The organism is Sporosarcina newyorkensis (genome assembly GCF_900167515.1).
Lineage (GTDB): Bacteria > Bacillota > Bacilli > Bacillales_A > Planococcaceae > Sporosarcina > Sporosarcina newyorkensis.
The window spans coordinates 59,706-83,250 of the sequence record NZ_FUYJ01000009.1; the positions used below are offsets into that span (position 1 = coordinate 59,706).

General features: G+C 39.5%; 32 protein-coding genes. 12 read left to right on the forward strand and 20 right to left on the reverse strand.

The annotated features are described in order from the left end of the window. The first annotated feature begins 34 nt into the window (after positions 1-34). The 3 genes from B5D59_RS15240 to B5D59_RS15250 all read left to right on the forward strand — a co-directional run bounded on the left by B5D59_RS15240 (position 35) and on the right by B5D59_RS15250 (position 1,247). Positions 35-457, forward strand: coding sequence for a ferritin-like domain-containing protein (locus B5D59_RS15240; RefSeq protein WP_078818542.1), 423 nt, complete (start codon positions 35-37; stop codon positions 455-457). 25 nt (positions 458-482) lie between these two features. Then, complete coding sequence (locus B5D59_RS15245) at positions 483-731, forward strand: hypothetical protein (protein ID WP_078818543.1); 249 nt, start codon at positions 483-485, stop codon at positions 729-731. Positions 732-866: 135 nt separating this feature from the next. Beyond that, on the forward strand, positions 867-1,247 hold the full coding sequence (locus B5D59_RS15250; RefSeq protein WP_078818626.1) for a DUF1259 domain-containing protein: 381 nt from the start codon (positions 867-869) through the stop codon (positions 1,245-1,247). 867 nt (positions 1,248-2,114) lie between these two features. Here B5D59_RS15250 and B5D59_RS15255 read toward each other — a convergent pair. From B5D59_RS15255 to B5D59_RS15310, 15 genes are all read right to left on the reverse strand, one after another. Next, positions 2,115-2,366: a hypothetical protein gene (locus B5D59_RS15255; RefSeq protein WP_078818544.1), complete on the reverse strand. Its 252-nt coding sequence runs from the start codon at positions 2,364-2,366 to the stop codon at positions 2,115-2,117. Between the two features lie 217 nt (positions 2,367-2,583). Continuing rightward, positions 2,584-3,294: a hypothetical protein gene (locus B5D59_RS15260; RefSeq protein ID WP_078818545.1), complete on the reverse strand. Its 711-nt coding sequence runs from the start codon at positions 3,292-3,294 to the stop codon at positions 2,584-2,586. 23 nt (positions 3,295-3,317) lie between these two features. Then, a complete protein-coding gene (locus B5D59_RS15265; protein WP_078818546.1) occupies positions 3,318-3,722 on the reverse strand; it encodes a hypothetical protein in 405 nt (134 codons plus the stop codon). A 21-nt stretch (positions 3,723-3,743) separates the two neighbouring features. Further along, entirely contained in the window at positions 3,744-3,872 is a 129-nt protein-coding gene (locus B5D59_RS18630) for a hypothetical protein (protein ID WP_281250681.1), read from the reverse strand. A gap of 2 nt (positions 3,873-3,874) precedes the next feature. Beyond that, positions 3,875-4,342 (reverse strand): hypothetical protein, encoded by a 468-nt coding sequence (locus tag B5D59_RS15270; RefSeq protein WP_078818547.1) that lies wholly within the window; start codon positions 4,340-4,342, stop codon positions 3,875-3,877. Beyond that, positions 4,339-5,613: a replicative DNA helicase gene (locus B5D59_RS15275; protein WP_078818548.1), complete on the reverse strand. Its 1,275-nt coding sequence runs from the start codon at positions 5,611-5,613 to the stop codon at positions 4,339-4,341. The genes B5D59_RS15270 and B5D59_RS15275 overlap by 4 nt, the downstream gene beginning before the upstream one ends. Beyond that, positions 5,598-6,404 (reverse strand): conserved phage C-terminal domain-containing protein, encoded by an 807-nt coding sequence (locus B5D59_RS15280; RefSeq protein WP_078818549.1) that lies wholly within the window; start codon positions 6,402-6,404, stop codon positions 5,598-5,600. Before B5D59_RS15280 ends, B5D59_RS15275 begins: the two co-directional genes overlap by 16 nt. 11 nt (positions 6,405-6,415) lie before the next feature. Further along, on the reverse strand, positions 6,416-6,580 hold the full coding sequence (locus tag B5D59_RS18730) for a DUF6906 family protein (RefSeq protein WP_425441359.1): 165 nt from the start codon (positions 6,578-6,580) through the stop codon (positions 6,416-6,418). Continuing rightward, entirely contained in the window at positions 6,540-7,229 is a 690-nt protein-coding gene (locus B5D59_RS15285) for an ORF6N domain-containing protein (RefSeq protein ID WP_078818550.1), read from the reverse strand. The genes B5D59_RS18730 and B5D59_RS15285 overlap by 41 nt, the downstream gene beginning before the upstream one ends. Before the next feature lie 83 nt (positions 7,230-7,312). Continuing rightward, on the reverse strand, positions 7,313-7,696 hold the full coding sequence (locus B5D59_RS15290) for a hypothetical protein (protein WP_078818551.1): 384 nt from the start codon (positions 7,694-7,696) through the stop codon (positions 7,313-7,315). A gap of 163 nt (positions 7,697-7,859) precedes the next feature. Beyond that, the gene (locus tag B5D59_RS18310) at positions 7,860-8,003 is read right to left on the reverse strand and encodes a hypothetical protein (protein ID WP_176132606.1); all 144 of its coding nucleotides are present in this window, start codon (positions 8,001-8,003) and stop codon (positions 7,860-7,862) included. Positions 8,004-8,012: 9 nt separating this feature from the next. Next, positions 8,013-8,297 (reverse strand): helix-turn-helix domain-containing protein, encoded by a 285-nt coding sequence (locus B5D59_RS15295; RefSeq protein WP_078818552.1) that lies wholly within the window; start codon positions 8,295-8,297, stop codon positions 8,013-8,015. A 122-nt stretch (positions 8,298-8,419) separates the two neighbouring features. Beyond that, positions 8,420-8,617, reverse strand: a complete 198-nt coding sequence (locus B5D59_RS15300) for a hypothetical protein (RefSeq protein ID WP_078818553.1) — start codon at positions 8,615-8,617, stop codon at positions 8,420-8,422. A gap of 12 nt (positions 8,618-8,629) precedes the next feature. Continuing rightward, positions 8,630-8,818: a helix-turn-helix domain-containing protein gene (locus B5D59_RS15305; protein WP_078818554.1), complete on the reverse strand. Its 189-nt coding sequence runs from the start codon at positions 8,816-8,818 to the stop codon at positions 8,630-8,632. A 30-nt stretch (positions 8,819-8,848) separates the two neighbouring features. Further along, positions 8,849-9,058, reverse strand: a complete 210-nt coding sequence (locus tag B5D59_RS15310) for a helix-turn-helix transcriptional regulator (RefSeq protein WP_078818555.1) — start codon at positions 9,056-9,058, stop codon at positions 8,849-8,851. Positions 9,059-9,227: 169 nt separating this feature from the next. Between B5D59_RS15310 and B5D59_RS15315 the strand changes: the two genes are divergently transcribed. The 3 genes from B5D59_RS15315 (at position 9,228) to B5D59_RS15325 (ending at position 11,348) form a co-directional block, all read left to right on the forward strand. Then, a complete protein-coding gene (locus tag B5D59_RS15315; RefSeq protein ID WP_078818556.1) occupies positions 9,228-9,584 on the forward strand; it encodes a helix-turn-helix domain-containing protein in 357 nt (118 codons plus the stop codon). Between the two features lie 86 nt (positions 9,585-9,670). After that, the gene (locus B5D59_RS15320) at positions 9,671-10,174 is read left to right on the forward strand and encodes an ImmA/IrrE family metallo-endopeptidase (protein ID WP_078818557.1); all 504 of its coding nucleotides are present in this window, start codon (positions 9,671-9,673) and stop codon (positions 10,172-10,174) included. Next, the gene (locus tag B5D59_RS15325; RefSeq protein ID WP_078818558.1) at positions 10,167-11,348 is read left to right on the forward strand and encodes a tyrosine-type recombinase/integrase; all 1,182 of its coding nucleotides are present in this window, start codon (positions 10,167-10,169) and stop codon (positions 11,346-11,348) included. The genes B5D59_RS15320 and B5D59_RS15325 overlap by 8 nt, the downstream gene beginning before the upstream one ends. 276 nt (positions 11,349-11,624) lie before the next feature. Here B5D59_RS15325 and B5D59_RS15330 read toward each other — a convergent pair whose 3' ends face one another. Next, complete coding sequence (locus B5D59_RS15330; protein WP_009498670.1) at positions 11,625-11,948, reverse strand: four-helix bundle copper-binding protein; 324 nt, start codon at positions 11,946-11,948, stop codon at positions 11,625-11,627. 165 nt (positions 11,949-12,113) lie between these two features. On the opposite strand from B5D59_RS15330, the gene B5D59_RS15335 reads away from it, so the two are divergent. Beyond that, positions 12,114-12,611 (forward strand): DUF3231 family protein, encoded by a 498-nt coding sequence (locus tag B5D59_RS15335; protein ID WP_078818559.1) that lies wholly within the window; start codon positions 12,114-12,116, stop codon positions 12,609-12,611. Positions 12,612-12,771: 160 nt separating this feature from the next. Then, positions 12,772-12,948, forward strand: coding sequence for a hypothetical protein (locus B5D59_RS18315; protein ID WP_009498674.1), 177 nt, complete (start codon positions 12,772-12,774; stop codon positions 12,946-12,948). A gap of 699 nt (positions 12,949-13,647) precedes the next feature. Here B5D59_RS18315 and B5D59_RS15340 read toward each other — a convergent pair. The 3 genes from B5D59_RS15340 to B5D59_RS15350 are packed head-to-tail and all read right to left on the reverse strand — an operon-like array spanning position 13,648 to position 17,230. Beyond that, positions 13,648-14,772 (reverse strand): Ger(x)C family spore germination protein, encoded by a 1,125-nt coding sequence (locus tag B5D59_RS15340; RefSeq protein WP_176132607.1) that lies wholly within the window; start codon positions 14,770-14,772, stop codon positions 13,648-13,650. Then, entirely contained in the window at positions 14,769-15,866 is a 1,098-nt protein-coding gene (locus tag B5D59_RS15345; RefSeq protein WP_078818561.1) for a GerAB/ArcD/ProY family transporter, read from the reverse strand. The genes B5D59_RS15340 and B5D59_RS15345 overlap by 4 nt, the downstream gene beginning before the upstream one ends. Next, a complete protein-coding gene (locus B5D59_RS15350; protein WP_009498679.1) occupies positions 15,863-17,230 on the reverse strand; it encodes a spore germination protein in 1,368 nt (455 codons plus the stop codon). Before B5D59_RS15350 ends, B5D59_RS15345 begins: the two co-directional genes overlap by 4 nt. 187 nt (positions 17,231-17,417) lie before the next feature. Here B5D59_RS15350 and tatA point away from each other — a divergent pair, with 187 nt between their 5' ends. Continuing rightward, complete coding sequence (tatA, locus tag B5D59_RS15355; protein ID WP_078818562.1) at positions 17,418-17,630, forward strand: twin-arginine translocase TatA/TatE family subunit; 213 nt, start codon at positions 17,418-17,420, stop codon at positions 17,628-17,630. Continuing rightward, positions 17,631-18,440 carry a twin-arginine translocase subunit TatC gene (gene tatC / locus B5D59_RS15360; protein ID WP_078818563.1) on the forward strand — a complete coding sequence of 270 codons (810 nt, stop codon included), beginning with the start codon at positions 17,631-17,633 and terminating at the stop codon, positions 18,438-18,440. A 9-nt stretch (positions 18,441-18,449) separates the two neighbouring features. Here tatC and rpoN read toward each other — a convergent pair whose 3' ends face one another. Continuing rightward, positions 18,450-19,736, reverse strand: coding sequence for an RNA polymerase factor sigma-54 (gene rpoN / locus B5D59_RS15365; RefSeq protein ID WP_245799543.1), 1,287 nt, complete (start codon positions 19,734-19,736; stop codon positions 18,450-18,452). A gap of 212 nt (positions 19,737-19,948) precedes the next feature. Here rpoN and B5D59_RS15370 point away from each other — a divergent pair, with 212 nt between their 5' ends. Together B5D59_RS15370 and lpdA are read left to right on the forward strand one after the other, a co-directional pair. Continuing rightward, the gene (locus B5D59_RS15370) at positions 19,949-21,892 is read left to right on the forward strand and encodes a sigma-54-dependent Fis family transcriptional regulator (protein WP_009498683.1); all 1,944 of its coding nucleotides are present in this window, start codon (positions 19,949-19,951) and stop codon (positions 21,890-21,892) included. A 276-nt stretch (positions 21,893-22,168) separates the two neighbouring features. After that, positions 22,169-23,521 carry a dihydrolipoyl dehydrogenase gene (gene lpdA / locus B5D59_RS15375; protein ID WP_078818565.1) on the forward strand — a complete coding sequence of 451 codons (1,353 nt, stop codon included), beginning with the start codon at positions 22,169-22,171 and terminating at the stop codon, positions 23,519-23,521. The last annotated feature ends 24 nt before the right edge of the window (positions 23,522-23,545 follow it).

Genomic DNA, 23,545 nt, shown 5'->3' on the forward strand with positions numbered 1-23,545 from the left:
AGTCATACAGTAATAAAAAAGGAGTGACACGAAATTGAATCAAAATACTATAACTTCTGTGGAGTCAGACATTTTAAATGATATTTTGAAAGCAATCAATTCTGAGTACACTACAATCTCATGTTATGAACTCTTGGCAAATCAGGCGCCGGATTCTGAAATAAAAGATCGTATTCTTGAAATTAGAAATGATGAAATCAGGCACTATGAAACTTTTTGGTATCTTTATATTTCGTTAACAGGACAGGAGCCTATTCCCCAGATAATCAAACAATGTCCTTCAGATTTTAAAGATGGGGTAGCCGCTGCCTTCATAGATGAACAGGAAACGGTAGACTTTTACCATGACGTAGCTAGAAAAACAGATAACCAGGCCGTTAAAAATGCTTTAACACAAGCGTCAGCCGATGAACAAAATCATGCGGTTTGGTTTTTATACTTTTTAAATCATAATTAATGCTAAATGATGGAGGTTTTAGAAAATGGTTAATGACAATAATCCGCAAATTGATATGATAGTTGATACCCCAGACGTACTTTTAGGAAAACTTACAGTATTTTGTTCTTCCCTTTCTAAGTTAGCCGAAAGTATTTTGACTCCAACACCAAATACTGTATTGGATCATCCAGAATATGCACATGCAAAAAAACAGCTAAAAAAAGAAATTGTTATATTGAAAAAACAAATAGATCAGTTAAATTATCAAATTACTAAAATTAATAAATGTTAACTTTTTCAACTCTGAAAAAGCAGATTCTTTACTAGTTTCTTTAAATATAAGCTTCACAAATGAGCGAAGTATCTCCATTCTGTGTATGCAACGTTTTAAATACTAAAAAGAATAGAGGTTTTCTTATTGGGATATATGAGCCTTTGTCATCAATTTGCTGGGATCGTGAATGGCAACCCTAAATTTGAGCAAGGAGTCTGCTCTGTAGATATAGGACGTAACTTTCACTTAACTATCCAAGGTCGCGTAAGTAAAAGTGCGCTTCCAGCAGGAATAACATTTGAGTCACTTGATGCTCAAGGAAATGCACTAAACCTTGCAGAAGTAGTAGTCCTTCAAGAAGAATTGCCTCTGTTTGTTGATACGCTCGCAAAAAACGGATTAATCGTGAGCGCAATTCATAATCATTGGATTTTTACCAATCCAACTATTCTATATGTTCATGCTCAATCTGTTGAGCCGCCACTTTCTTTTGCGAGAAAATTTGCGGAAGCTTTTAAAACTTTAAAGCATTGACATAGAAATTAGTACCGCAAGAATTATCGAAAACTCTGTAGGTTCCAACTATCATGCCGGTTTTTATATTTCGCATTTTTCATCCAAAATTTACTATGTTTATTTACAGCCCCACTCGCTAAAACTGTAGTCACACCAAATGGTGAGTGTAGACCGCGCTTTGCGGTCTGTTTTTTTAATGTGCTTCATCTTCGAAGTGTGCATCAATCTCCTTCGGCAGTGATGGCACAATCAGTCCACTCAGCACCGCAACCACCACAGACAATATCTCCGTTATAATTTGCTGGGAATCCCATATCACAATACTTGCATTCCAACCTTTTCACCCTCCTCCTAGAATTGGATTCGCAATTCTAGAGTTATTTTTGTATACTTTTATTACCGGACCTGATCTTGATAAGATCGGGGGTGAAGGAATTGGAAAATCTATTTTCACAAATCCTTCTTGCTTTGTTTATAGGTGTTGTTACTGGCGTAATATCAAATTATTTGTACCACGTCATTTGTAAATTCTTTAAAAACTGACAGGTCTCGGTGTAGGGTCAGAGAGCTAAACTCTCTGCCTCCTTACACCTTAAAAAGAAAGTTAGATAAACTGCCGATCGACATTTTTTATGACTTTCTTGTAGTTCACCTCGCGCGGACCTACTTAAAATAGCTCTATACATAAGCATTCGATTATTACGCATCATCCGTCAACTATAAATTAAAATATAGCGTTTTATTTTCCCGCATTTGCTGCATGTATAAATTTCTTTCTTCATTTTTTCGCCTTTTATCTGCAATTGAAGAGAAAGCTTATGCTTACAAAACTTCTGTTTTAGCATTTTCAACATTCATTCACCACTCCATATAAAGTACTCTTCATCACCCATAAGCCAAACCTTCATTCCAGTTGACTATTTTTACTGGTCCATCAAACAAACCAATTGTTTCTTCCTTCCCCTCTGTCGTCTCATAAAGATAATCATATCCATGCAACGTAAAGTGGACTCGATCAGCAACGGCAGAAGGAGTGTGACCGCTAGTGATACGCAACCAATGGAACCCTGAGCTCAATTGACAATAAATTAACTCGCACTCCGCATCAAGAAGATCATCAAATGATAACTGATTCACAAGCAACAGTCCTCCTTTTCTGTAATTTTCTGATGTTGTAGCCCATCGCTGAAGCTACTAATAATAGTGCGCTACATACAATCCAATAGAATCAGTTTGTGAAATTATTCCCTGAAATTCCCCTTTCTTTTCAAACAGTTTTTATCATCTGCTGAAAGTAAAGCGGCATAGCAATATGCCGCTTTGTGTACTTTAACTCAAGGTCTATCGTTTCTTATTACGCTATAATAACCACTTTCTTTTCTTTAACCAATTCAGCAAGTTCTAGCTCAAAATAAGCTTTAATATTATGCATAGCATTTAATTCCCACGCTCCACCATCTGCTTCGAAAAGCGCAACGTTACCGCCTTCCCGAAGTCTCAGAATGAAATCCGATTCTGGCTGATTGATTTCGACAAAGGAACGGTACGGCTTCAGTGATACTGGATTTGGAATAGTGTCCAATCCCCTTGTCGCAACACCTTGATTCACTGTTACATGCTGCGTAACGCCATCGTCGCTTTGAGCAAGTGAGTTTTCTTCAACGATTGAACTAATTACTTTTAACACAGTCGTTTTCGTATCACTACCCACAAAACATGCCTGAACCATAATATTAAATGCTTCACGACTCATGAATTTTTCAAACGTGATATCCGGCAGCAATGCCTTTGCCTGAATATAATTTCGGCGATCATTTTCATCGTTAAGTGCATCGTACACATTAACTTCTGTCGGGGAGGCAACTTGAATCATGATGGGGCGTTCGTGATCAAAATTGGATTTGATATAGTCGACTATTCCAGAAAGGCTCTGGATAGTGATCGTCCTCACATCCCTTTCCACATCTAATCTGTGTAGTTGCTTAGTCGAGTACGTGCGTCCCTCCGCTTCTACTGTTTCTGGTCGTTTCAGTTCTAGCAAATACTGTGCAAATTCTTTTAACATTTCCATTACCTCTTTCTGTTTTTTTATTTAAAGTTAACGACTTTTTTGTCGGAAGCTTTCATTTTTTGTTCTTCCTCTATTTTTTCGCCAACATCGTCTCTGACATCGCCTTTGTCATCAAAATACGACTGGCCTTCCATTCCACTCATAAGCTCTTTACCTATTACTTTTCCATCATTGCTCATGCCGATAAGTATCTCTGTTCCAATTGGCTCCGGTGGCGCGATTGTTGATTTAGTTTCAACCTTGATGTCTGCCAGATTTCTTTTTTCATTTGGTTTTAGCGAGACAGTCAATGTAACCTTCCGAGCTTTTTTAAAATCCGTATTTGGGTCAGCGATATTATCTAGCACGCGCTGCAGTTCGACATTAAACTTCTCTTGAACAGCTCCCCCGATAAATTTATTTAATTCAATATTGTTTTCCATAATTTTCACCTCTTTATTTTTTTACACTGCAAATAATTGATCGTACAAATTCACAAGTTCTTTGTCGCACAAATCCTCTAAATAAGACAAACCATAATTCTTTTTCAAGTGGATAGCTGTAATCAAAGCACCGCGTTCTTCCTCCGGCATAATCACACCCCCATTCTGTACAGCACGTGTTCGTTTGCTTTGGCATGTCCTACATATGCCGGATATTGGACAATGCTTTTCTTCAGTTCGTATAAGTTTTTTTCTTTTCCAGTTTCGGCAAAAGCCATGATTGGAATCATTAAGCGATCCGCCCTTGTGATTCTTCCCCCTTGATCTCGAAAAAGATTGGAATGTAACCGATTTGCGTCTAGTGCATTTTCTGCCAAATGAAAGGCGAACCAATCTTTCTGTTGTGTCTCAATTACAAACAATTTAATTCTGCCAATGCCAAGCATGTTGCTTTCAATCAGTTGATTTATGACTTCGTCCTCATACTGCAGCATCTTCAACTTTTCACTATCATCATTAGGTTGTACCAATTTATTACTAATCGCCCAGTATACGCTGTGTGCTAGTCTGGACAAATCAAGCCCCACGGCATAATCAAAGATATCTTTGACTGTAATCATGCCGATCCACTGCCCCGCGACCAATCAATGTTGTAAAGCTTACCTGTGTCTTTGACGTAAGAAACAGTTGCAGTCCCAGTAGGTCCATTTCGATGCTTTGCGACAATGATTTCAAGTAGGTTTTGATTTTCAGTTTCCTTGTCGTAGTAATCTTCGCGGTAAAGAAAGGCGATAACATCCGCATCTTGCTCAATGTTGCCTGAGTCTCTTAAGTCGCTCATAATCGGGCGCTTATCATCCCGCTTTTCTACCCCTCTGGATAACTGCGATAAAACCACAACCGGACAATCAAATTCTTTCGCCATTCCTTTTAGGTCATAACTGATTTGGCCAATTTTTTGCGTTTGATCTTCTCGCGGATTATCCGGTCTGATCAGCTGCAAATAATCGATATAGATAATCGGTTTTTTATTCGGGTTAGATTTAATAATCTGCCGTGCCCTTGCTTTAATCTGAGCTACCGACAATCCGCTCCGGTCGTCGATTTGAACGTCTGCATTCCCTAAATAACCAAGGGATCTGCTCCAACTATCTTTTTGTTTCGTGTCAAAATACTCATAAGGATTACGCATTCTTAAACGGTTATATCCCCCGGAGACTGCGATTAATCGAGTGATCATGGATTTACGATTCATTTCTAGAGAAAATATAATCGGCAGATGTCCAGCCCATCCGGCGTGTAACGCCAAATGATTCAGCGTGTCCGTTTTACCCATCGAAGGCCGGGCACCGATAATGGTCATCTCTCCGTCTTGGAAACCGTTCAACAGCTTGTCCAAATCATCCAGTCCTGTCGTTGTTCCAGGGTCCACTTCGAGTGGGTGAAACGGCAATTCGAACAGCTCCACTAAATCGGATTGGATTGAAGCGTCTTCCTGTGGTGTGTTCTCAGCTTGCAGATCGTCAAAAGATTTCTGGATTTCTGCGATGTCCCATTTTTCTGTTTGAGCCTGTTGCAGTAATCGGTTTTTCTCGCTTTCTTTCCATCCGGTGATCAAAATTTCCCTGTACTCATCGAATCGTGTGGAATTCGCGAAGTTGTTTAACTCTGAAAGATAGTTAGCGCCTCCCAATTCGGATGGTTCGGCCATCGTCAGAATCGTTATATAATCGACCGGACGGTTTTGTGTAGCTAAACGACGCATGCAGTTGAAAATGCTTTTGTGTATTTGTTTTGAGAAGAAGTCCTCTTGTATCCCGCTATCCAAAATTAAATAATTTTCTTTCAACATCGTTCCCAAAATACTTTTTTCTGCTAATTCGATTCCCATTGCTCTTCTCCCTTTCCAAAGTCTAGCTGTGGCGCTCTAGGCTGATCCGCTCTAACTGTCTGTTTATTTGATTGTTGATTTTCGTTTAAGTAATTTTCAAAGTTCTTAGGACTGAACAAGGTGGACGGACGCAGATAGGCGTTCCAGTAAGCGTCATTCGACCATTGCTTAACTTTCACATCGATCACCGCTTTGAATTGATCTACCGAATATCCCTCAGAAAGTCGAGCATTGATAAATCTTCTCGAAGTCTTTGACGTTTCTTTGAACGACTTTCCTGCTTGTCCATTCAAGTAATTGATAATTTCAGAGACAGCGTCGAGATCATTCTCGACTTTATATTTCTTAGTACTCTTAATCTCTTTAGTTATTGCTAGGTGCATTTTGCCCTGATCACACGATGCATCTTGCCCTTCTCCATCGGTGCATTCTGCCCCATTCGATGGGGCATTTTGCCCTGTCGGTGAATAGCATTTGGAATAATTAACCCTATACCATTTACTCTTGTCCATTTTCATTTTGTTATGGGTGGAAGTCGATATCACGTAACCCTCTTTTTCTAGCTTCCTCATGGCTCTTTTGATAGTGTCAACTGACCAAAAGGGGAACTCTTTTTCCTTCCAGTCCGGGTAGGTCCTGACGACCCACTTATGACCATCTTTCTCCTTGTTGGAAATCAGTGATCGGAAGTGTAATTGTTGCAATAAAATAGCTTCATTCAGCCCCACTTGCATCGCCAATGAAGGCAGTACTTGCAGAGGGGGTTCGCTGATTAGTAAATTCGGATTCATGGCTAGCCCTCCTATGGCGCTGGTAGTACTTTTGGTTTTCCGAACTCCCTATGAACAATCATCCATCGATCTTTCATCTTCTTGCTAATAAACCAATTTGCAGGAATGAGATTAAAAGATTTAATATGGTTGCATTCAGCCACTGTTGGCTTTCGACCTCGTTTCAATCGCTTCACCTCCCCAATTAGCCACAAAATTCAAGGCGTCTAATAACTGATGCCGTTTAACATCACGATAAGACTCCACGTCATAGCGCTCACGGATGGATCGGTGCAACGCCCGAAATAATGCCGGACGTGCGCCAGGCTCTTTGCGTGTTAGTTGATACACTCTTTCTCCTACGGCATTGCGCAGACGTTTCTGTTCCCTTGCTGGTAGGGTTACTTGCTTTATCTGTTCCTCCAAAGCATCCAACCTACTTTCTATTTGATAGATTACTTGTTCAGACAAGGCATGCCCCATATTGTCGGGACCCCTCAAAACTGAATGTCTCTTGGCGATGCTGTAATAGTTATCAATCAACATTCGGTACGCTTCCCAAGCGCGATCATTGTTCAGCGACTTAGCGTGTAACCATGCGCCGTGTTCGGTCCAGAGGTACAATGTGGAAACAAACTTAAGGGTCGCGTCATCTTGTCGGGTAGCTTTAAATTGCTTCAAATCTTCCCCTGTTAGTGCGAAATAATGCTTACCAATTTCATAGCGCTCATTATTGCGCTGGAAGTTACGCGTGACTGTCTTGTCAGTAGTGTCAAACGCTGCGGATAGTTGCTTAGTCGTAAGCACTCGTGCGTCTTGATAGTTTATTTCCTGTAATTGTTGCATGGGATTGTCTCCTTCCCCTTGACATATCTCCTGTAATCAACGATAATTACAGGAGAACATTTGTTTTATATTTATTCAACCGCTCATTCGCAGGCCAATGCGAGTGGGCTTTTTTTATTCGCTGGTTCAATCCGATAAATTCCTTCAGAAGCATTAATGGTTTTCTTTGTGTCATCCAACCATTGATCAGACACTTGTCCACGCAGTAGCTCGATTTCATTACTGTGTACATATGCCCTGAATACGACACCTTCGATTTCTGTTTCCAATACAACAGGGATTTCGGCATCATGCCGCTTTACCATATCTGCGTGTTCAAACTGTGCAAGAAACTCGTCAGGCTCAATAAGAAACCTACATCTTCCATTCGTTTGGCTAATGTCCAACGAATACACTGTTCCCCCGGAATCATCCATAACTGAGTCAATTTGTTGAGCCAATGCGATCAATTCATTGATCTTTTCCATTTTGCATCTCTCCTTATTTTTAGTAGATGGTTGAATCCCATCGAGTAGGCCAGAAACTAGAGTGGTATTTACCATTAATCTTGGGGGAAAATTTCGGCAGATCCTGGACTACTCGACAGGAGCCAAAGCTCCGTCTTTGTGTTATAATGTATTTAATCAAATATCATATTTCTTTAGCACAGCTGATTGACGCGCCAACGTCGATCGGCTTTTTTATTGTCATAATATCGATGCCTTCTAGCTGCATCTTTTCCACGAATTTCGCTAATTCTTTTCTTAATTTCTCCGACTGTTTTTCTTTCTTCATGACTGCCTCCTATAGAAATTTAATAAATCCTCCTACAAACTTTGTCAGCATATCCGCTAACACCACAATGTCTACGCCGTTAACAAATGCAATGCCTGCTTCCAGAGCAGTTGTATTTTTCGACATTTGAGCACTAGTTACTTGTAGCCACCTTATAAGGTCATCTGCTTTCAGCGCTCTTTCTCCGTTTTCAAGCTTAGAAATGGTCGGCCTTGAAGCTTGCATAAGCGGGGCCATTTCTTCCTGTGTTAAATCCGCTTTCTTTCTAGTTTCGCGCAAATACCCAATGTCCATAGCAACTCACTCCCCTGAAATGTTCCGATTTCGAACATGTTCCGAAACGGACCAACATTCTTCATATGAATCTAGTAATATAATTAATGAAGGTAAGTAAAAGATAATTCTGTATTTCCTCGCTACGCTCCTCTCCTTGCCTGGCAAGATTGCCAATGTATTCTGTCATTCACCACTTTTAATTCCCCAGCGAACTTCGCCAGCAGCCCGAGACGGAACTGCATCACTTCACTAGACGGACTGTTGGCAATTATCTTCATTTCTTTGTTCATCAGCCTTATAAGCCGCTTTTTTTCTGGACAAACTTGTTGACGAATCATACAATGCATCTCCTATCCAATTTTTGATTCACTTTCTTCCCCACCAGAAAGCCACCTTTCGATCGTGCCACGATGAAATAGAATACATCCCCGTGCTTTCTTGTGTGGAATTTCTCCCTGGCGAACCATCGTATAGACGGTTGTCTTTCCTACACCTATCAATGCTGCTACTTCTTTAACTGTAAGTGTGATTTTCTCCATTCCTCTCACCTCCTATCCAATTCCTTTTTATTAACAAACAGTTAAATCCTCACTTAAAAAAATTTTATCAGGAGTTGTTCCAAGAATTTCTGCAATTTTTATTGCCGTTTCATATGAAAGGCCTCTTTTGCCATTCTCAATCATCCAATAAGATTGAAAACTAACTCCAAGCTTAGAAGCCATATCTTGATATGAAAGGCCGTTTTTCTTCCTAACAATCTGCAGGTTTTCAAGTTTCATTTCACTCACCTCTTTTAACTTGGTGTTAAATACATATTAATTTAACTCACTGTTAAAGTCAACAGTTTTAATTGAATTATTTTCTATTTAGTTAATTTGTGTTGATTATCACCTTTTTCAGTTCAATTTAACGTTTTGTTAAATTATAATTTAACTAAGGAGTGATTAGATGTTAGGTCCACGATTAAAAAAACTCAGGACTACAAAAAAATTAACGCAAAAACAACTTGCGGAAAAAATTAATGTAACAAACGTTTCAGTTTCTGGATATGAAAGTGGTAATCGTTTTCCTGACACTGATACATTGCAACGATTAGCTGATTATTTTGAGGTGACAACAGACTATTTACTAGGAAGATCAGATAACTCACACATGACAGCTGATGAAGAATTCCAATCGTTTTCCAATAATCCTAAACTTGAACATTTTTTTAAGGACATTGAAGCTAGTGATGAACAAGAACAAGAAGAACTACAGCAAATATGGGAGATTATAAAACAGAGAAAACGCAACGAAGATAAATGAGTTTGTAGTAATGCTGCATAAAGATGCCCTATTGCGGGCTTTTCTTTTACGCTCAACGAGAACATACATTCTAAAGGGGTTATTTCATGACACAATCGCATCTGGAAGATTTTATAGAAAGTTTATTAAAAGAAATCGGGGTTTTCAAACCTATACATCTAAACAAATTTTATATAGCTGATAAGTTAGGTGTGTACTTGCACTTATTGGAGGTACGGAGTAGGGGTTTATGGGACGGTGATATTTATTACATCTTCCTGAATCCTAACCTAAGTAGACAACAGCGATGGCAAGATTTTGGTCATGAACTCTGTCACGGATTGCGTCATGCTGGGAATCAAAAATCTATGCCTTTATCTTTTAGAAAATTACAAGAATGGCAAGCAAATAATTTTATGTACCATTTTTGTGTACCCACATTCATGCTCAGAAGCATACAGCTACCATCCGATCAACGATTTGCAGCTGCATTAATTGCTGAAACATTCAACGTAGAATTTTCATTCGCGGAAGAGCGATTGAAAAGATACTATCAAAAAAACATATTTTTGCTAGACCACACTATGAAGGAGGGTGAGAAGCTTGGCTAATATTGAACAACGTGGTGAGAATTCGTACCGCTTTACTGTGTATCTGCCTAAAGATGCAAAAGGGCGATATCCTAAAGAAAGAATGACTTATACTGTCGAAGGCAAATATACACCCAAACAGTTACAAGAGCATTTGGATCACGAGTATTTGAAATTTAAAGCGGAAGTACTTTCTGGTAACTATGTACGTCCTGAAGCCATGACCTTTTCAACCTTTATAAAAGAATGGGATAAGAAGTACGCTTCCAAACTCGCTAAGACGACGCACGGCAATCATGTCAGGAAACTGGATCTTCATATATTACCTGAAATAGGTCATATGGAGATGTCACAGATCAACGAGTTTATCCTAATGAAACTGTTAGATGGATTACAACGCAAGGATGGACAAGATGGTGAGTTGTCCTTTCATTCCAAACGAGATGTATATCGAACGCTAAAAAGCATTTTTAAATATGCTGTTAAGTGGAAAGTTTTGAGTCAGAATCCGATGGATGGTGTTGAGAAGCCGAAAGCTAAAGATACAGAAGAAGAATATCAGGATCTGCAAGTGTATGACGAAGATGAAATTGCACAGCTTATGGAAATCATACAAAACGAATTGCCCCATTGGCGAGCAATGTTTACACTGGCTCTGGCCGCGGGTATGCGTAGAGGTGAACTATTAGGCTTGCAGTGGAATGATATTGACTTTGACAATAATCAAATCACTATACACACGACAATTGTGCTTACCAAAGGTGGTCCTCACATTAAGAGGACAAAAACTAGGTCATCAAAGCGTACAGTTACATTGCCACTCAGCATGATGGAAGAACTAAGAACTTATCAAAAACACCATAAAAATACTCGGGAAGATTCTGGAGAACGGTGGATAGAGACAGAATATGATTGGGTGTTTTGCCAATTTAATGGTGAACATATGTATCCTTCCAGCCCTTCTAATCGATGGGCTAAGATGCTACAGAAACACAATTTCCGCTACATCCGTTTGCATGATCTGCGTCATACATCTGCCAGCCTCCTGATCGCTCAAGGCATCCACGCGAAAATTATATCAGAACGGTTGGGGCACTCCGATATATCTGTTACAATGAACACATACGGTCATGCATTTAAGTCAGCGGATCGAGCAGCTGCCGAAAAAATGGAAAGCATCTTTTTGAAAAAGTAACTGGGGTTAAATTGGGGTTAAAATTCTCCCTAAAGCATAGTAGCTCACGATAAATGATAACAAACGAACCGAAACGAACTGCTTTATAACAGCATTCATATCACTTCTCACTAATTGGTGAAACGAGAAAGACCAGATTCGAGAAGTGGTGGTTTAAAACTTTCTATGACTAAATTACGGCAAAGACGGCTTTTATAACGAACGAAAACACCTTTCACATGATGTGAAAGGTGTTTTTTGTATACTTGATTCAAAAAACACTTTAACTTAACCTAATTACGCGGCACTTCGACATGCCTGTGCACATTTACGGCAAGCTTCTGCACACTTCTGACAATGATCATGGTCGTGTTTTGCGCATTCTTCCGCACATTTTTCACAAATGTCTGCACACAACTTGAGAATTTGCGCAGTAAATGGGCTTTCGCGAGTAATCGCTTGTATTGCATACGAACAACTATCCGCACATTCCCGATCCAATCGAATGCAATTCGCCATCATTTTAACGTCTTCTTCTTTTAAACACGCATCAAAGCATTGATTACAAGCCTTCACACAGTCTTCCAGTACACGCAATACGTCTTCATATTGAGAATTCATCCAATCGCCTCCAATTTGTTAATTCCTAAGTAATCTTCCCGCTTTCATTCATCTTAAACTGAGAGTTCCGTCTTGTTTTTAAAACTTCTAAAAAGTGTATGCATAAAAAAATGATTTACGCAAAAACTATACCTGAACATTATCATGATATTAAGGAGTGATTTTTTGGGTATTTTAGACGGTAATCCGAAAGATGAGCCAATGCATTATGGTGAAGTAATTGCTGTTTGGTCGTTTATGGGCTCAAATAATGGGTTGATTAGTGGGTATGAAGCATTTGTCAATCATGCCGAGGACGCAGACTTAATCGCACTGTTGGAGGAAGCGATTAAGACGATGAAAGCTGAGAATAAAGAATTCGGCAAAGTGCTAAAAGCAAACGGTATCACGCCTCCCCCCGCATTGCCAGAAAGACCAAAATCAAATCCAGAGGAAATTCCAGCTGGAGCTCGGTTCATGGATCCTGAAATCAGTGCGGCCGTCTCCATTAACGTAGGTCAAGGGCTTGTTTCATGTAGTATGGCAATGGGTCAATGCTTGCGTGAAGACATCGCCGCGCTATTCGCGAAGTTTCATTTGGAAAAAGTGGCATTCGGCGCAAAATTACTGAACCTAAACAAATCAAAAGGCTGGATTATCCCGCCACCTCTTCATATGTCATGAGCTAGCTAAAACTCCGTACTGCATTCGTGCAAGACGGAGTTTTTTTATTCTCTGGCCGACCCATTAAGATGAATTTTTTTCCACTCATATAAAGCGTAATTCTGCTCAATCTATAGGTGTAGATGTCATCATCTAACAACTTTAAAGGATGTGTTTTTTAATGGATAACCGAAAAAACGATCGTCAGCGTCAAGACCAACGTCAAGATCAGCAGAACCAGCGTGAGAGACAGGATCAAGCAGAAAACATGGAGTTTGGTGAAGAGTTTAACTTCGACCAAAAACGTCAACGACAAGATGATGAGCAAAACAGAGAACGACGCAATAACCGAAAATAACTAGAGGAGGCTTTCCAATAGGCCCTCTCTAATCGATCTGGAAGCTAATTAATGAATGATTAGTCGATATCCAGAAAATATTTGTTAGCACTAATACAGCAGTCAATTGGCTGGTATGAGGACGGTATCGGACCGAACTCATGCCAGCCAATTGCTGTTTTCGTTAAGACAACGAAAGGTGATCTTAATATCTCGTTTCTATTTCTTCAATTTGTTAATCATTTCCCATAATACATCTCTGGTCTCGATAGCCCGAAGACTTTATCCATAAGAAATCATCTGAACGTTTAAATACTCTGCGTTTATTGAGCGATTCTTACGTGTAGTGTCGCTTCACTTACCTTTAAGAACACCTCCATAAGCGTGTTTACCGAGCTGAATATTAAATACAAACTGGGATGCCACGAGAGAGAGTCTTTCCGTTATCCCCCTCTTTATTGTATTGTTCTTTTAGCTCCTGAAGAGTATTCTTCTCTAATTTAGAGGGCATGCGTTCGCCAGATTTCCTTCCTGTACTTCTGCCTCCACACCATCTTTTCCAGTCAATGTGCTATGACCAAGTCGTTCCTTTTCTTTAGACACTTACGGCTTAATTTCATTGCTATTTTAGTCATAATAAAGCACTCCAAAAGTTAAATTGCTGCTCTAACTTTTGAAGTGCATCTCGAAAAAACTCTCGAATCAATGTCCTTCTTCGGGTCATTGATTCGTTCCCATACTCATCAACTTCACATCCACACTCACTCTAAACTCCAATTCAGGATAGGCTTCTTTCCACGTCTCATAAAGGCCATCCTTTTGCAGTCTCGTGGACCGGTAACGCAAGCCGAAACCGAAAGGATCCAATTTCTTTTCCTGCATATCCTTCAAGAGATGAAGTATTTTCTTTTTAATTTCCTCTTCTGCCATTTTGTCGTACTTATCCAATTTAGATAAGGACAGCCTTTGTTCAGACTCACCTACTTCTCCTGCCATTGTCACCTTCATGTCAATCGCCTGCGGTACTCCATTTTTCGTGATAATTTTGTACTTCATTTTAATTCTGTCAAAATTCAAAAGCAGCCTCATCTTACCTTGCTCCGTCTTATAAGAGAAACCATTAGCATCTTTGAAGAGAGAATTGTAATATTTTGTTTCGATGTTATCAAGCGAAGCGGACTCATTTTCGCCTCCAATAACCAGACTTTTATTGACAATAAGTTCTTCATGATCGCCATTTGTCGTAATAACTGGCAAGACAGGACTTATTCCTTCCATGATATAATCTCGTCTCAATTGAAATAAATACGTTGTGATAATATAAGGACTTTCCGTTCCTGAATCCCCAAAATAGTTAAATAAAGAGACAGAAGCAGGCGCTTCCGTTTTTGGCTCTGTTTTCAATACCTTCTCAGCGGATGGTCGCGCCGCCGCTACGTAGGCAATCAACTGAATATCGCCCCTTCTGGTAAAGAAGTCCATAAACGGTCGTAAAGATCCCGAAAGAAGTTCTTCGTTGATGACAATTACCTTCATATGTCCAAGTTCTAATACTTTATCAACATGCGTCTCTAACATCCTAATTGACTCTCCTATTGTTTCCCCCTCTTGAGAGAGATACGCATAGCTTGGCTGTGTTGACTCCTTAATGGCACCGTAGGGCAACGCAATTTTCAACGTAACTTTATAGCCGTTCTCCATATTTTCCGAAGGATCCACTCCAATTGCAGAGACGAATAACCGTTTATCAATATCTTTAAAGGCACAGCCAGATTGAAGAATAACTGTTCCTATCAGGAGGAAGGTCAAAAGTATGTCTTTAACAGAAGATCGTCTATATTTCAAGAGTTTGCCCTCCGTTTCACCAACATCAACGTCCCCATAAGCAATATAAAAAGGAATGGTAATGTACCGTAAAAATAGTTGATATACTTAAACAAACCATATTCTGTTATTTTAACAGCGACAACTATACTTACCGTCCAAAAAGCGATGATGAGAATACTGTTCGCTATCGTCCTTTTTTTTCTTTTTTCTAATTTATCGATTCCTAAAGCGCCTTGAAAAAATTTTAACGACACATGCCAATGAATCATAATGTTTAAGAACGCAATGGCAAGGAAAATCAAAAGGAATATAAAAATAATACGTTCGACTACTCCAAATTTCATTCGAATTGAATCCGTGGTTACAATCCATGGATAGAGAATATCTTCAATTCCATCAAAACCAATAAAGCCAATTGGGATAAAATAGGTTGTAAATAAAACGAAGAAGCCCATCCCTCCGACAATCAGTCCCTCTTTAATACCAAATTTCATTTTCTTCTTTATATATTTATTAAAATATAGCATGTCAAAAAAACCCAAGAATATATAGGAAGAGGCTGTAAATAGGGTATAATTGGGGAAGCTGTTTACATTCATAATCGCTACTCCAACATTATCCCAATCCAATTGTCGATCTAAATATACTTTTAATAAGAAATATAAAATTATGGGGACAAGTAATACAAGAATGATTTCTATTGTGTACAAGACACTTCGACCTTTCATCACTAAACCAAATGTAATAAACAGAATGAAGGTGCCGACAATTGAATAAATAGACATTTCAGGTGTTAGGTATCGGAGCAATATATCCGAATACGTAATCAACGTTGCCAACCCACTAACATACCAATTGATTGCAAAGAAAAGAAGCAACGGAACAAATAACCATTTCGATAAATATGTTTCCATTAATTCTGGAAGTGTTTTTCCAGGAAATGAACTTAGTAATCGAATCACTGACCAAGTGGCAAACACTCCGAAAATCAAAGCCAACGCCATGGAAGTAATTGCCCCATTATTACTTCCGCTTAGAAGAACCCTTGGCAAAGAGGCTGCTATATTCGCTATCATATTAGTTGTAATTAGAAAATAGACGAATCGACTCATCTCTTACCCGCCTTTAATTCCTTTTCACGATTCCACCAATACATGCGTAGGTAAGGCTGTCCTAAACTGTCTTTGTTCGACAAAAACATAATAAGCCCCAACATTCCTAAAACAAGTCCCGCCAACCCGAACAATGTCGCATAAAGTAATAGGAAAAATCGGCAGATCCTAATAGCGTAACTCATCTCATTGACCGGAATTACGAATGTAGATATGGCAACGAGGGAAACGACAATTACGATAATATTGGATGCTAAAGCAGCCTCGACAACAGCGGTTCCCAAAATTAACCCACCGACCGTTGTGGCTGTTGCACTAATCGTTACAGGAAGACGTAAACTGGCTTCCGTGAGTAGTTCGATAAAAATCAACATGAAAAACACTTCAATAAATGATGGATATGGAACACCTATCCGACTTGCTGCTACTGTAAGAGCAAGTTCTGTTCTGAATACGTCCGGATTATAGGATGTAACCCCCACATAAATTCCCGGCAGCATGAGACAAGTGAAAAGTCCGCCGTAGCGCAAGACCATAGCTCCCACCATAATCCAATAAGAATGGTACCTATCTTCCATAGATGCCATAAAGTCAAAAAAGACAATCGGCGTCACAATAGCATGCGGACTCCCATCAACCAAAATGATGACTTTTCCAGCCGTTATATTGTTAATCAATCGATCAGGGCGTCCAGAAAGAAGGCTCGTGGGGAACAGGCTGCGTTTTTTGTTATTCAAATAATATATCAACTCATCTGCAGCTTGAACCAATTCAACATCCAATGGTTGGAGTCGTTCCTTGATCTTATCCAGCACGCCCGGTCTGACTCTATCCTTATCGTAAAGAAGGGCAATACCTCGATTTGATTGTTCATCCAATTCAAGTGTCTCTACAATGAGGGATGGATCGTGATAACGTTGCCGAATTATATTGATGTTAATTTCCAAACTTTCACTCATCCCCATTTGAGGGCCATGCATAGTCGGTTCCAAATCCGCCTCTTGCACCATATTATTTGCTACAATTTTTAATTCCAGCAAGGTCAGTTGATTGTTAACCATGACCAATACATTACCTTTTGTCAGTTCGATCATTACTTCACGATCACCGGACGGTAACTTGGTTTTATACGGCAGCGAATTGATATATTCCGCGTAATGTCTTTCTTCCTTCATTTCAAAAAATGGTTTCACAATGACGGATTGCAGTTGAAGTGGGTCGACTACACTTTTCAAAAACAGAAGATGAACTTTCTTTCCTTCTATCGTCAAGGTATTTTGTACAATATCATCAGATGGTTCTAGTTTTTTGGTTAGACGTTTCATGTACTCGGGGGTATTCGGATTTTCTGTATTTTCATCCATTTTCCTGTCACTTCCTCAATGCATCTCGTATAGACCGTAGCTTGCCCGAAAGTCCATAAATTTAGTCAAAAATATCCCCTTTTCAATTCTTTCATAAAAAAATACATAGGAAATTGTTTTAGGCGGTCGGAAACTGGCTATTATATAAAAAGGACTTGATTTTTAAGGAGAGAAAGGAGGAAATGCTATGAATTTAGCAGCCATTGGAGTACCGGGGTTAATTATCATCTTAGTTATCATTTTGATTTTATTTGGACCACGTAAATTGCCCGAGGTCGGTTCTGCGGTAGGAAAAACTTTAGCAGAGTTTAAAAAATCCGCAAAGGATATAATGGATGACGATGATGACCAACCAAAAACTGAAGCACAGAAAACTGAAGTACAAGAGCAGGTGAAGTAAATGACAGTACCCACAGAAGAAAAACAAACGAATGAACACGTTGCATCTGTCGGGTCAAAAGATTCAAGTACCAACGATTCTACGATGGAGCCGACACTTGTAGAGCATTTGACGGATCTGAGAAAACAGCTGGTTAAAAGTATTGCTGTCTTTTTAGTCTTCTTCATCGGAGCTTTCAGTACGATAAATTTGTGGTTTCCTTATGTAACGAGAGGTCACAAACTTATCGTCTTGGGACCATTAGAGATCATCACCTTTTATACCACAATCTCTGCAGCGCTGGCTCTCGGTTTAGCACTGCCATTCTTATGCAATTTTTTATGGCAATTTGTGAGACCTGGTTTAAACGAAAAGGAGAGTCGATTCCTCAGTCTTTACTCGCCAGTGATGTTTATTTTATTTGCTGCTGGCTTAGCTTTTGGCTATTTCATTGTCAATCCGTTGAGTTATAACTTCCTAATCTCGTTAGGTGCAATGAATTTCGATATTTTAATTTCTGCACAAGAATATGTACGCTTTTTGCTGCTGACGACCATGCCAATCGGGTTGTTATTCGAGTTGCCAATGGTCGCTATGTTTCTTGCCGCAATCGGTTTATTGACAGGCGATACGATGAAAAAAGTACGAAAGTGGTCATATGTTGTATTGGCCGTTCTCTCTGCATTAATCACCCCGCCTGATTTTATCAGCCAGCTTATTGTACTCATTCCAATGATTCTCCTGTATGAAGCAAGCATTCGCTTGGTGATACATACAGAAAAACGTGCTCAACTGAGAGCAACAGAAGAAAGCCAATCACGGCCGGTGTGATTGGCTTTTTCATAAAATCCCTTTCCGCTTGCTTGATGAAGGGATCTGCAGTTCTTCTCGATACTTACTGATCGTTCTTCTCGATACCGTAATTCCTCGTTCTTTTATAAAGTAATCCGCAATTTTTTGATCGGATAACGGTTTTCGTTTGTCTTCTTTTGCGATTAAAGCTTGTAACAAAGATTTGACGGCCGATTGGGAGATACTATCACCGTCTTGACCGGATAATTTGGAAGTGAATAAAGAACGCATTTCGAAGGAACCAACCGGAGTTTGCATTACTTTATTTGACACTGCCCGACTCACTGTAGATTCATGCATCTCGATGCTGTCGGCTATGTCTTTTAACGTCATCGGCTGCAACGCCGCAAAACCTTCCTTAAAAAAAGATTCCTGTTTTTTCAGCATTTCCGTTACAATTCGAATAATCGTATGACGTCGCTGCTCGATACTCGACAATAGCCATTGTGCTTTTTTATGGTATTCGCTTAAATATGAAGAGAGCTCCGATTTTCCTTGCAAAGACGATACGTATTCTCGTTGCAAACCAATCTTCGGCAATCCTCGATCATTTAAATGGAATGACAGCTTTCCTTCTGTCTCTTCTACAACGATATCCGGTATCATAAATTCGGTAGTCACTAGTGAAAGTTCTGGACACGGCCGAGGATTCAATGTTAGGACATAGTCATGCAATTCATTTACCTGCAGTAAGGAAATCCCCATACTCTTCGCGATTTTCTCCCACTTTCGTTCCGCAATCAGCGTTAGATGATCACCAATAAAAGTCTCGACTAATTCGGGATTTGTATCACTTCTCCTAACCTGCAGCAATAGACATTCCTGTAAATTCCTTGCGCCAATACCCGGAGGTCCGATTTGTTGTAAAAGCTCGATTCCCAATTCTATGCGAGAAGGGTCCATAAATTGCATGTCTGTAGACAAGTACCCATTATCATCCAAGTTGTGAATGATAGCCTTTAACAATTGTCTTGTCTCACTATCTGGGAAACTCACATTCACTTGCTTGATCAGTTGATCACGTTTACTCTCTTCTTGCTGCTTTACCCAATCCTGTTGCTCTGCTCCATTTCCAGAACTCTTAGTAGAGATTCTTTCCTGAAAGGATTCATTTCTATCGGATTCTTTTAACTCAATCAGTGGATTTTCTAATTCTTGTTCTCTTATATATTGTTCTAAATCATAAGTGGATAATTGTAATAACTCAATGGCTTGTCGCAATTCTGTCGTCATACGCAAATGCAAATCCTGTTTTTGCTGTAAAACCATTTCCATAACCCATTCCTCCTTAAGATTTATCCACACAATAACTTCAAAGTTGAATGCGCTTTCATTTATCTGACTCTATCATAACATGTCGCTCAAACTTTTCGATAGAGAATTTCTCCTAGATTGTCTTATCTATCGCATCCAATCTACCTTGTATGCTATAGTCTAAATATTCGGTAGTCTTATATTTAGCATATAAACGGTTTGGAGGCTTGGATATGAATCCTTTACTTAAAAAAGCAATTCTTAAACCTTATGAATTTAATCTGTCAGCTAAAGCAGCCTGGAAACAGTATCAAGATCATGGAATACATTCAAATGATTCTATTCGTCACGAAATTTATGAATCCTGGGAGAATTCCAAGAGTCTTGGTGTAAATCCTCTTCAATCAAAAATACAAGAAGTTGTGACCCACCACGATTTAGGCAATCGCTTACAACAAAATGAACAATTATTGTCGTATGCAACCCCAAAAACCACACATATTTTAGAGTTATTAAATGAGTCACAAACTATGTTATCCATTACCGACCGCCAAGGAACTATTTTGTATTCCTGCGGAAACAGACAAACACTAAAGCGAGCTGAGGCGCTTAACATCTCGGATGGCGGTACATGGAGTGAGAAATCAGCCGGTACGAATGCCGTTGGAGTCACTTTGAAAACTAAACAATCCGCTCAAGTACTATTTTCCGAGCACTTCTGTGAAAAGAATCATGATTGGTATTGTGCGGCTACACCAATTATTGCTCCTTTTACAAAAGAGCTATTGGGAATCGTCAACATTGCAGGTTCTAATCCGAATCTCCATCCCCATACATTTAAGCTAATTATCGCAGAGACTCAAAATGTATCAAATTCAATTATGGGACAAGTATATGAAAGTGCAGTACGTGACAATCTATTTTTGAAAAATACGATAGAAGTGGCTGACGAGGCTATTTTGGTGGTGGATAGCGGAAAAAATATTATAGAAAGAAATATAATTGCGATGACCAATCCAATTATTTCTCAGGTTTCACAAATTCAATCCCTTATTGGATTGGAAGAACTTTTAATCCACACCATGAACGGACAGAATATCCTGAATGAAGAAGTGAAGATCAAACATTCAAAACAAATTTTTCGTTGCTCCATCCAGCCGCTTTCATTCCAAGATATATACTTAGGTGCCATTATCACTTTAAGGAAAACTAAATCCTTTTCAAAACATGAGCATAAACCTGCTTTAAAGAAAACTACAAATAAGAAATCTGACCCATTTCTAAATATAACTGGTTCATCTACTAGTTTTTCTTATGTCATAAAACAAGCAAAAAAGGCGGCTGCTATTGATGCGACAATTTTCCTTTCAGGAGAGACTGGTACAGGAAAGGAAGTATTCGCACAATCCATCCATCAAGCAAGCGAAAGAAGAGATCATCCTTTTATCGCAATCAATTGTGGAGCCATTCCAAAAGGATTACTAGAAAGTGAATTATCGGGATACGAAGCTGGTGCGTTCACCGGTGCCAGAGCAAAGGGAAGCCCAGGGAAATTTGAAATGGCACAGGGCGGCACCGTTTTCTTGGACGAAATTGGTGACATGCCCCTTGATCTTCAAGTTCATTTGCTACGCATTCTTGAGGAACGTGAAGTGACAAGGATCGGTAGTGCGAAGCCCATTCCAATTGATGTCCGTATCATCGCCGCCACGCACCGTGACTTATCACAATCTGTCACAGATGGCCTTTTTCGTGAAGACCTATTGTATCGTCTAAAAATTATTCAATTAACGTTACCTCCACTTCGGGAGAGAACATCAGATATCTCTGAATTATCTCATCGTTTCATCAATGAACTAAGCAATCAATTTGGAAAACAACATGTACAAATCACGGCAGAGACAGTACAATGTCTCATTGATTACCACTGGCCTGGCAATATCCGCGAATTAAGAAACGTGATTCAGCAAGCGTTATTTAATCTGGAAGGTGAAATGCTTACTCCTGCGCATCTACCTTTAGAACTAACTTCAAACTTAAAGCAAACTGACAAAGAGCAGTTACTCGAATCCTTACAAGCTGAAAATGGAGTAGTTACCCATGCTGCCAAACGTCTCGGTGTCTCACGCGCAACTATGTACCGACGAATGAAGCAATTTAATATTACCGCACGATAACCCATCCTCTAATGGATCAACAGCCTCCTGTTGATCTGATAGAGGTTTTTTGCTACAGTGAGGCACTTTTCTGTCTCACTGAGACACTCTGGATCCCTCCATTTAATCCGAATTTAGTTGATATATTGAATAAAACCCACAGTATCATAGTCTCTTAAAAATTTTCGTTTTTTCGGCATGCTTCTTGCAATATATAATAATGCATCATCAAAAGAGCTAATTTATTATTTCTTTAAAAGTTCATTTTATTTTCATGAAAGCAGGTGATAGAAAGTTATGGAAACATTTGATTTAGCTGTAATTGGGGCAGGTCCCGGCGGCTATGTCGCAGCAATTCGTGCGGCCCAATCGGGAAAAAAAATAGCTCTCATAGAAAAAGGTAAACTTGGCGGCACTTGTCTACACGTTGGCTGTATTCCTTCCAAAACTCTTTTGCAACATAGTGAAATGATACAAGTCATCCATAAGGCAAATGATTGGGGTATCCAGACAGGATCTATGTCGATTGATTTCCCCAAATTAATGGACCGGAAAAATCAAGTGATTGACACGTTAGCACAGGGAATTCAGTACTTAGTAAAAAAAAATCAAATTTCATTATTTCAAGGGATTGCTACAGTCACTACTGATCGAGTCGTTACAGTGAAGGATAAGCACTTTAAAGCCCAAGATGTAATTTTAGCGACTGGAAGTAAACCATTTGTCCCGTCAATTCCCGGACTTGATCAAGTGGACTATTTAACAACAGACACTTTTTTCGAACTTCGGAAGTTACCCAGTACACTTGTAATCATTGGCGGTGGTGTCATTGCCATCGAGCTCGCCTTTGCCATGGCACCGCTTGGTACATCTGTCACTGTTATTGAAGTAGCAGACAAGATTTTATTGTCAGAGGACGAGGATGCAAGAAAAATTATCTTACAACGCTTGAATAGATTAGGTGTACTTGTTGTAACAAGCGCGGAGATCAAGAGCGTCACAAAAGACAGTGTAATAGTTAAAGATATAATCTATCCTTATGACCAACTGCTTGTTGCAACAGGTAGAACTCCTAACCTAGAAATAGCTAATCAACTAGATTTACAGCTTGATGATTCGGATCGCTATATTGCAGTCAACGATCACTATGAGACGAGTACAAAACATATTTACGCGATTGGCGATATTGTAGAGGGTTATCAACTGGCACATGTAGCGAGCGCGGAAGGTTTGACGGCCGTTCAAGCAATCCTAGGAGAAGAAGTTTTACCACTGGACTCCTCTTCCATTCCACGATGTGTCTATACACATCCGGAAATTGCTTCATTCGGTCTTAGTGAACACGAAGCTTCAGAGAGTGGTTATCAAGTACGGACGACCCTCACTCCCCTATCTGGAAATGGAAAAGCACTTGCCATGGACGAGACAGAAGGCTTTGTCAAAATTATTGCCGACACAACATACGGAGAAATTCTTGGAGCAGTGATTGTTGCTCCGAATGCGACAGAGTTAATTCAGGAATTGTCAGCAGTTAAACATGCAGAAGGTACGATGTTTGAGCTGGCCAATTTTGTTCAGGCGCACCCTACTGTCTCAGAAGCAATCGGGGAAAGTGCTAACGCATTTTTCGGTCTAGCTATTCATAAATAGAATGTCATAAAGGAGGAATTTATT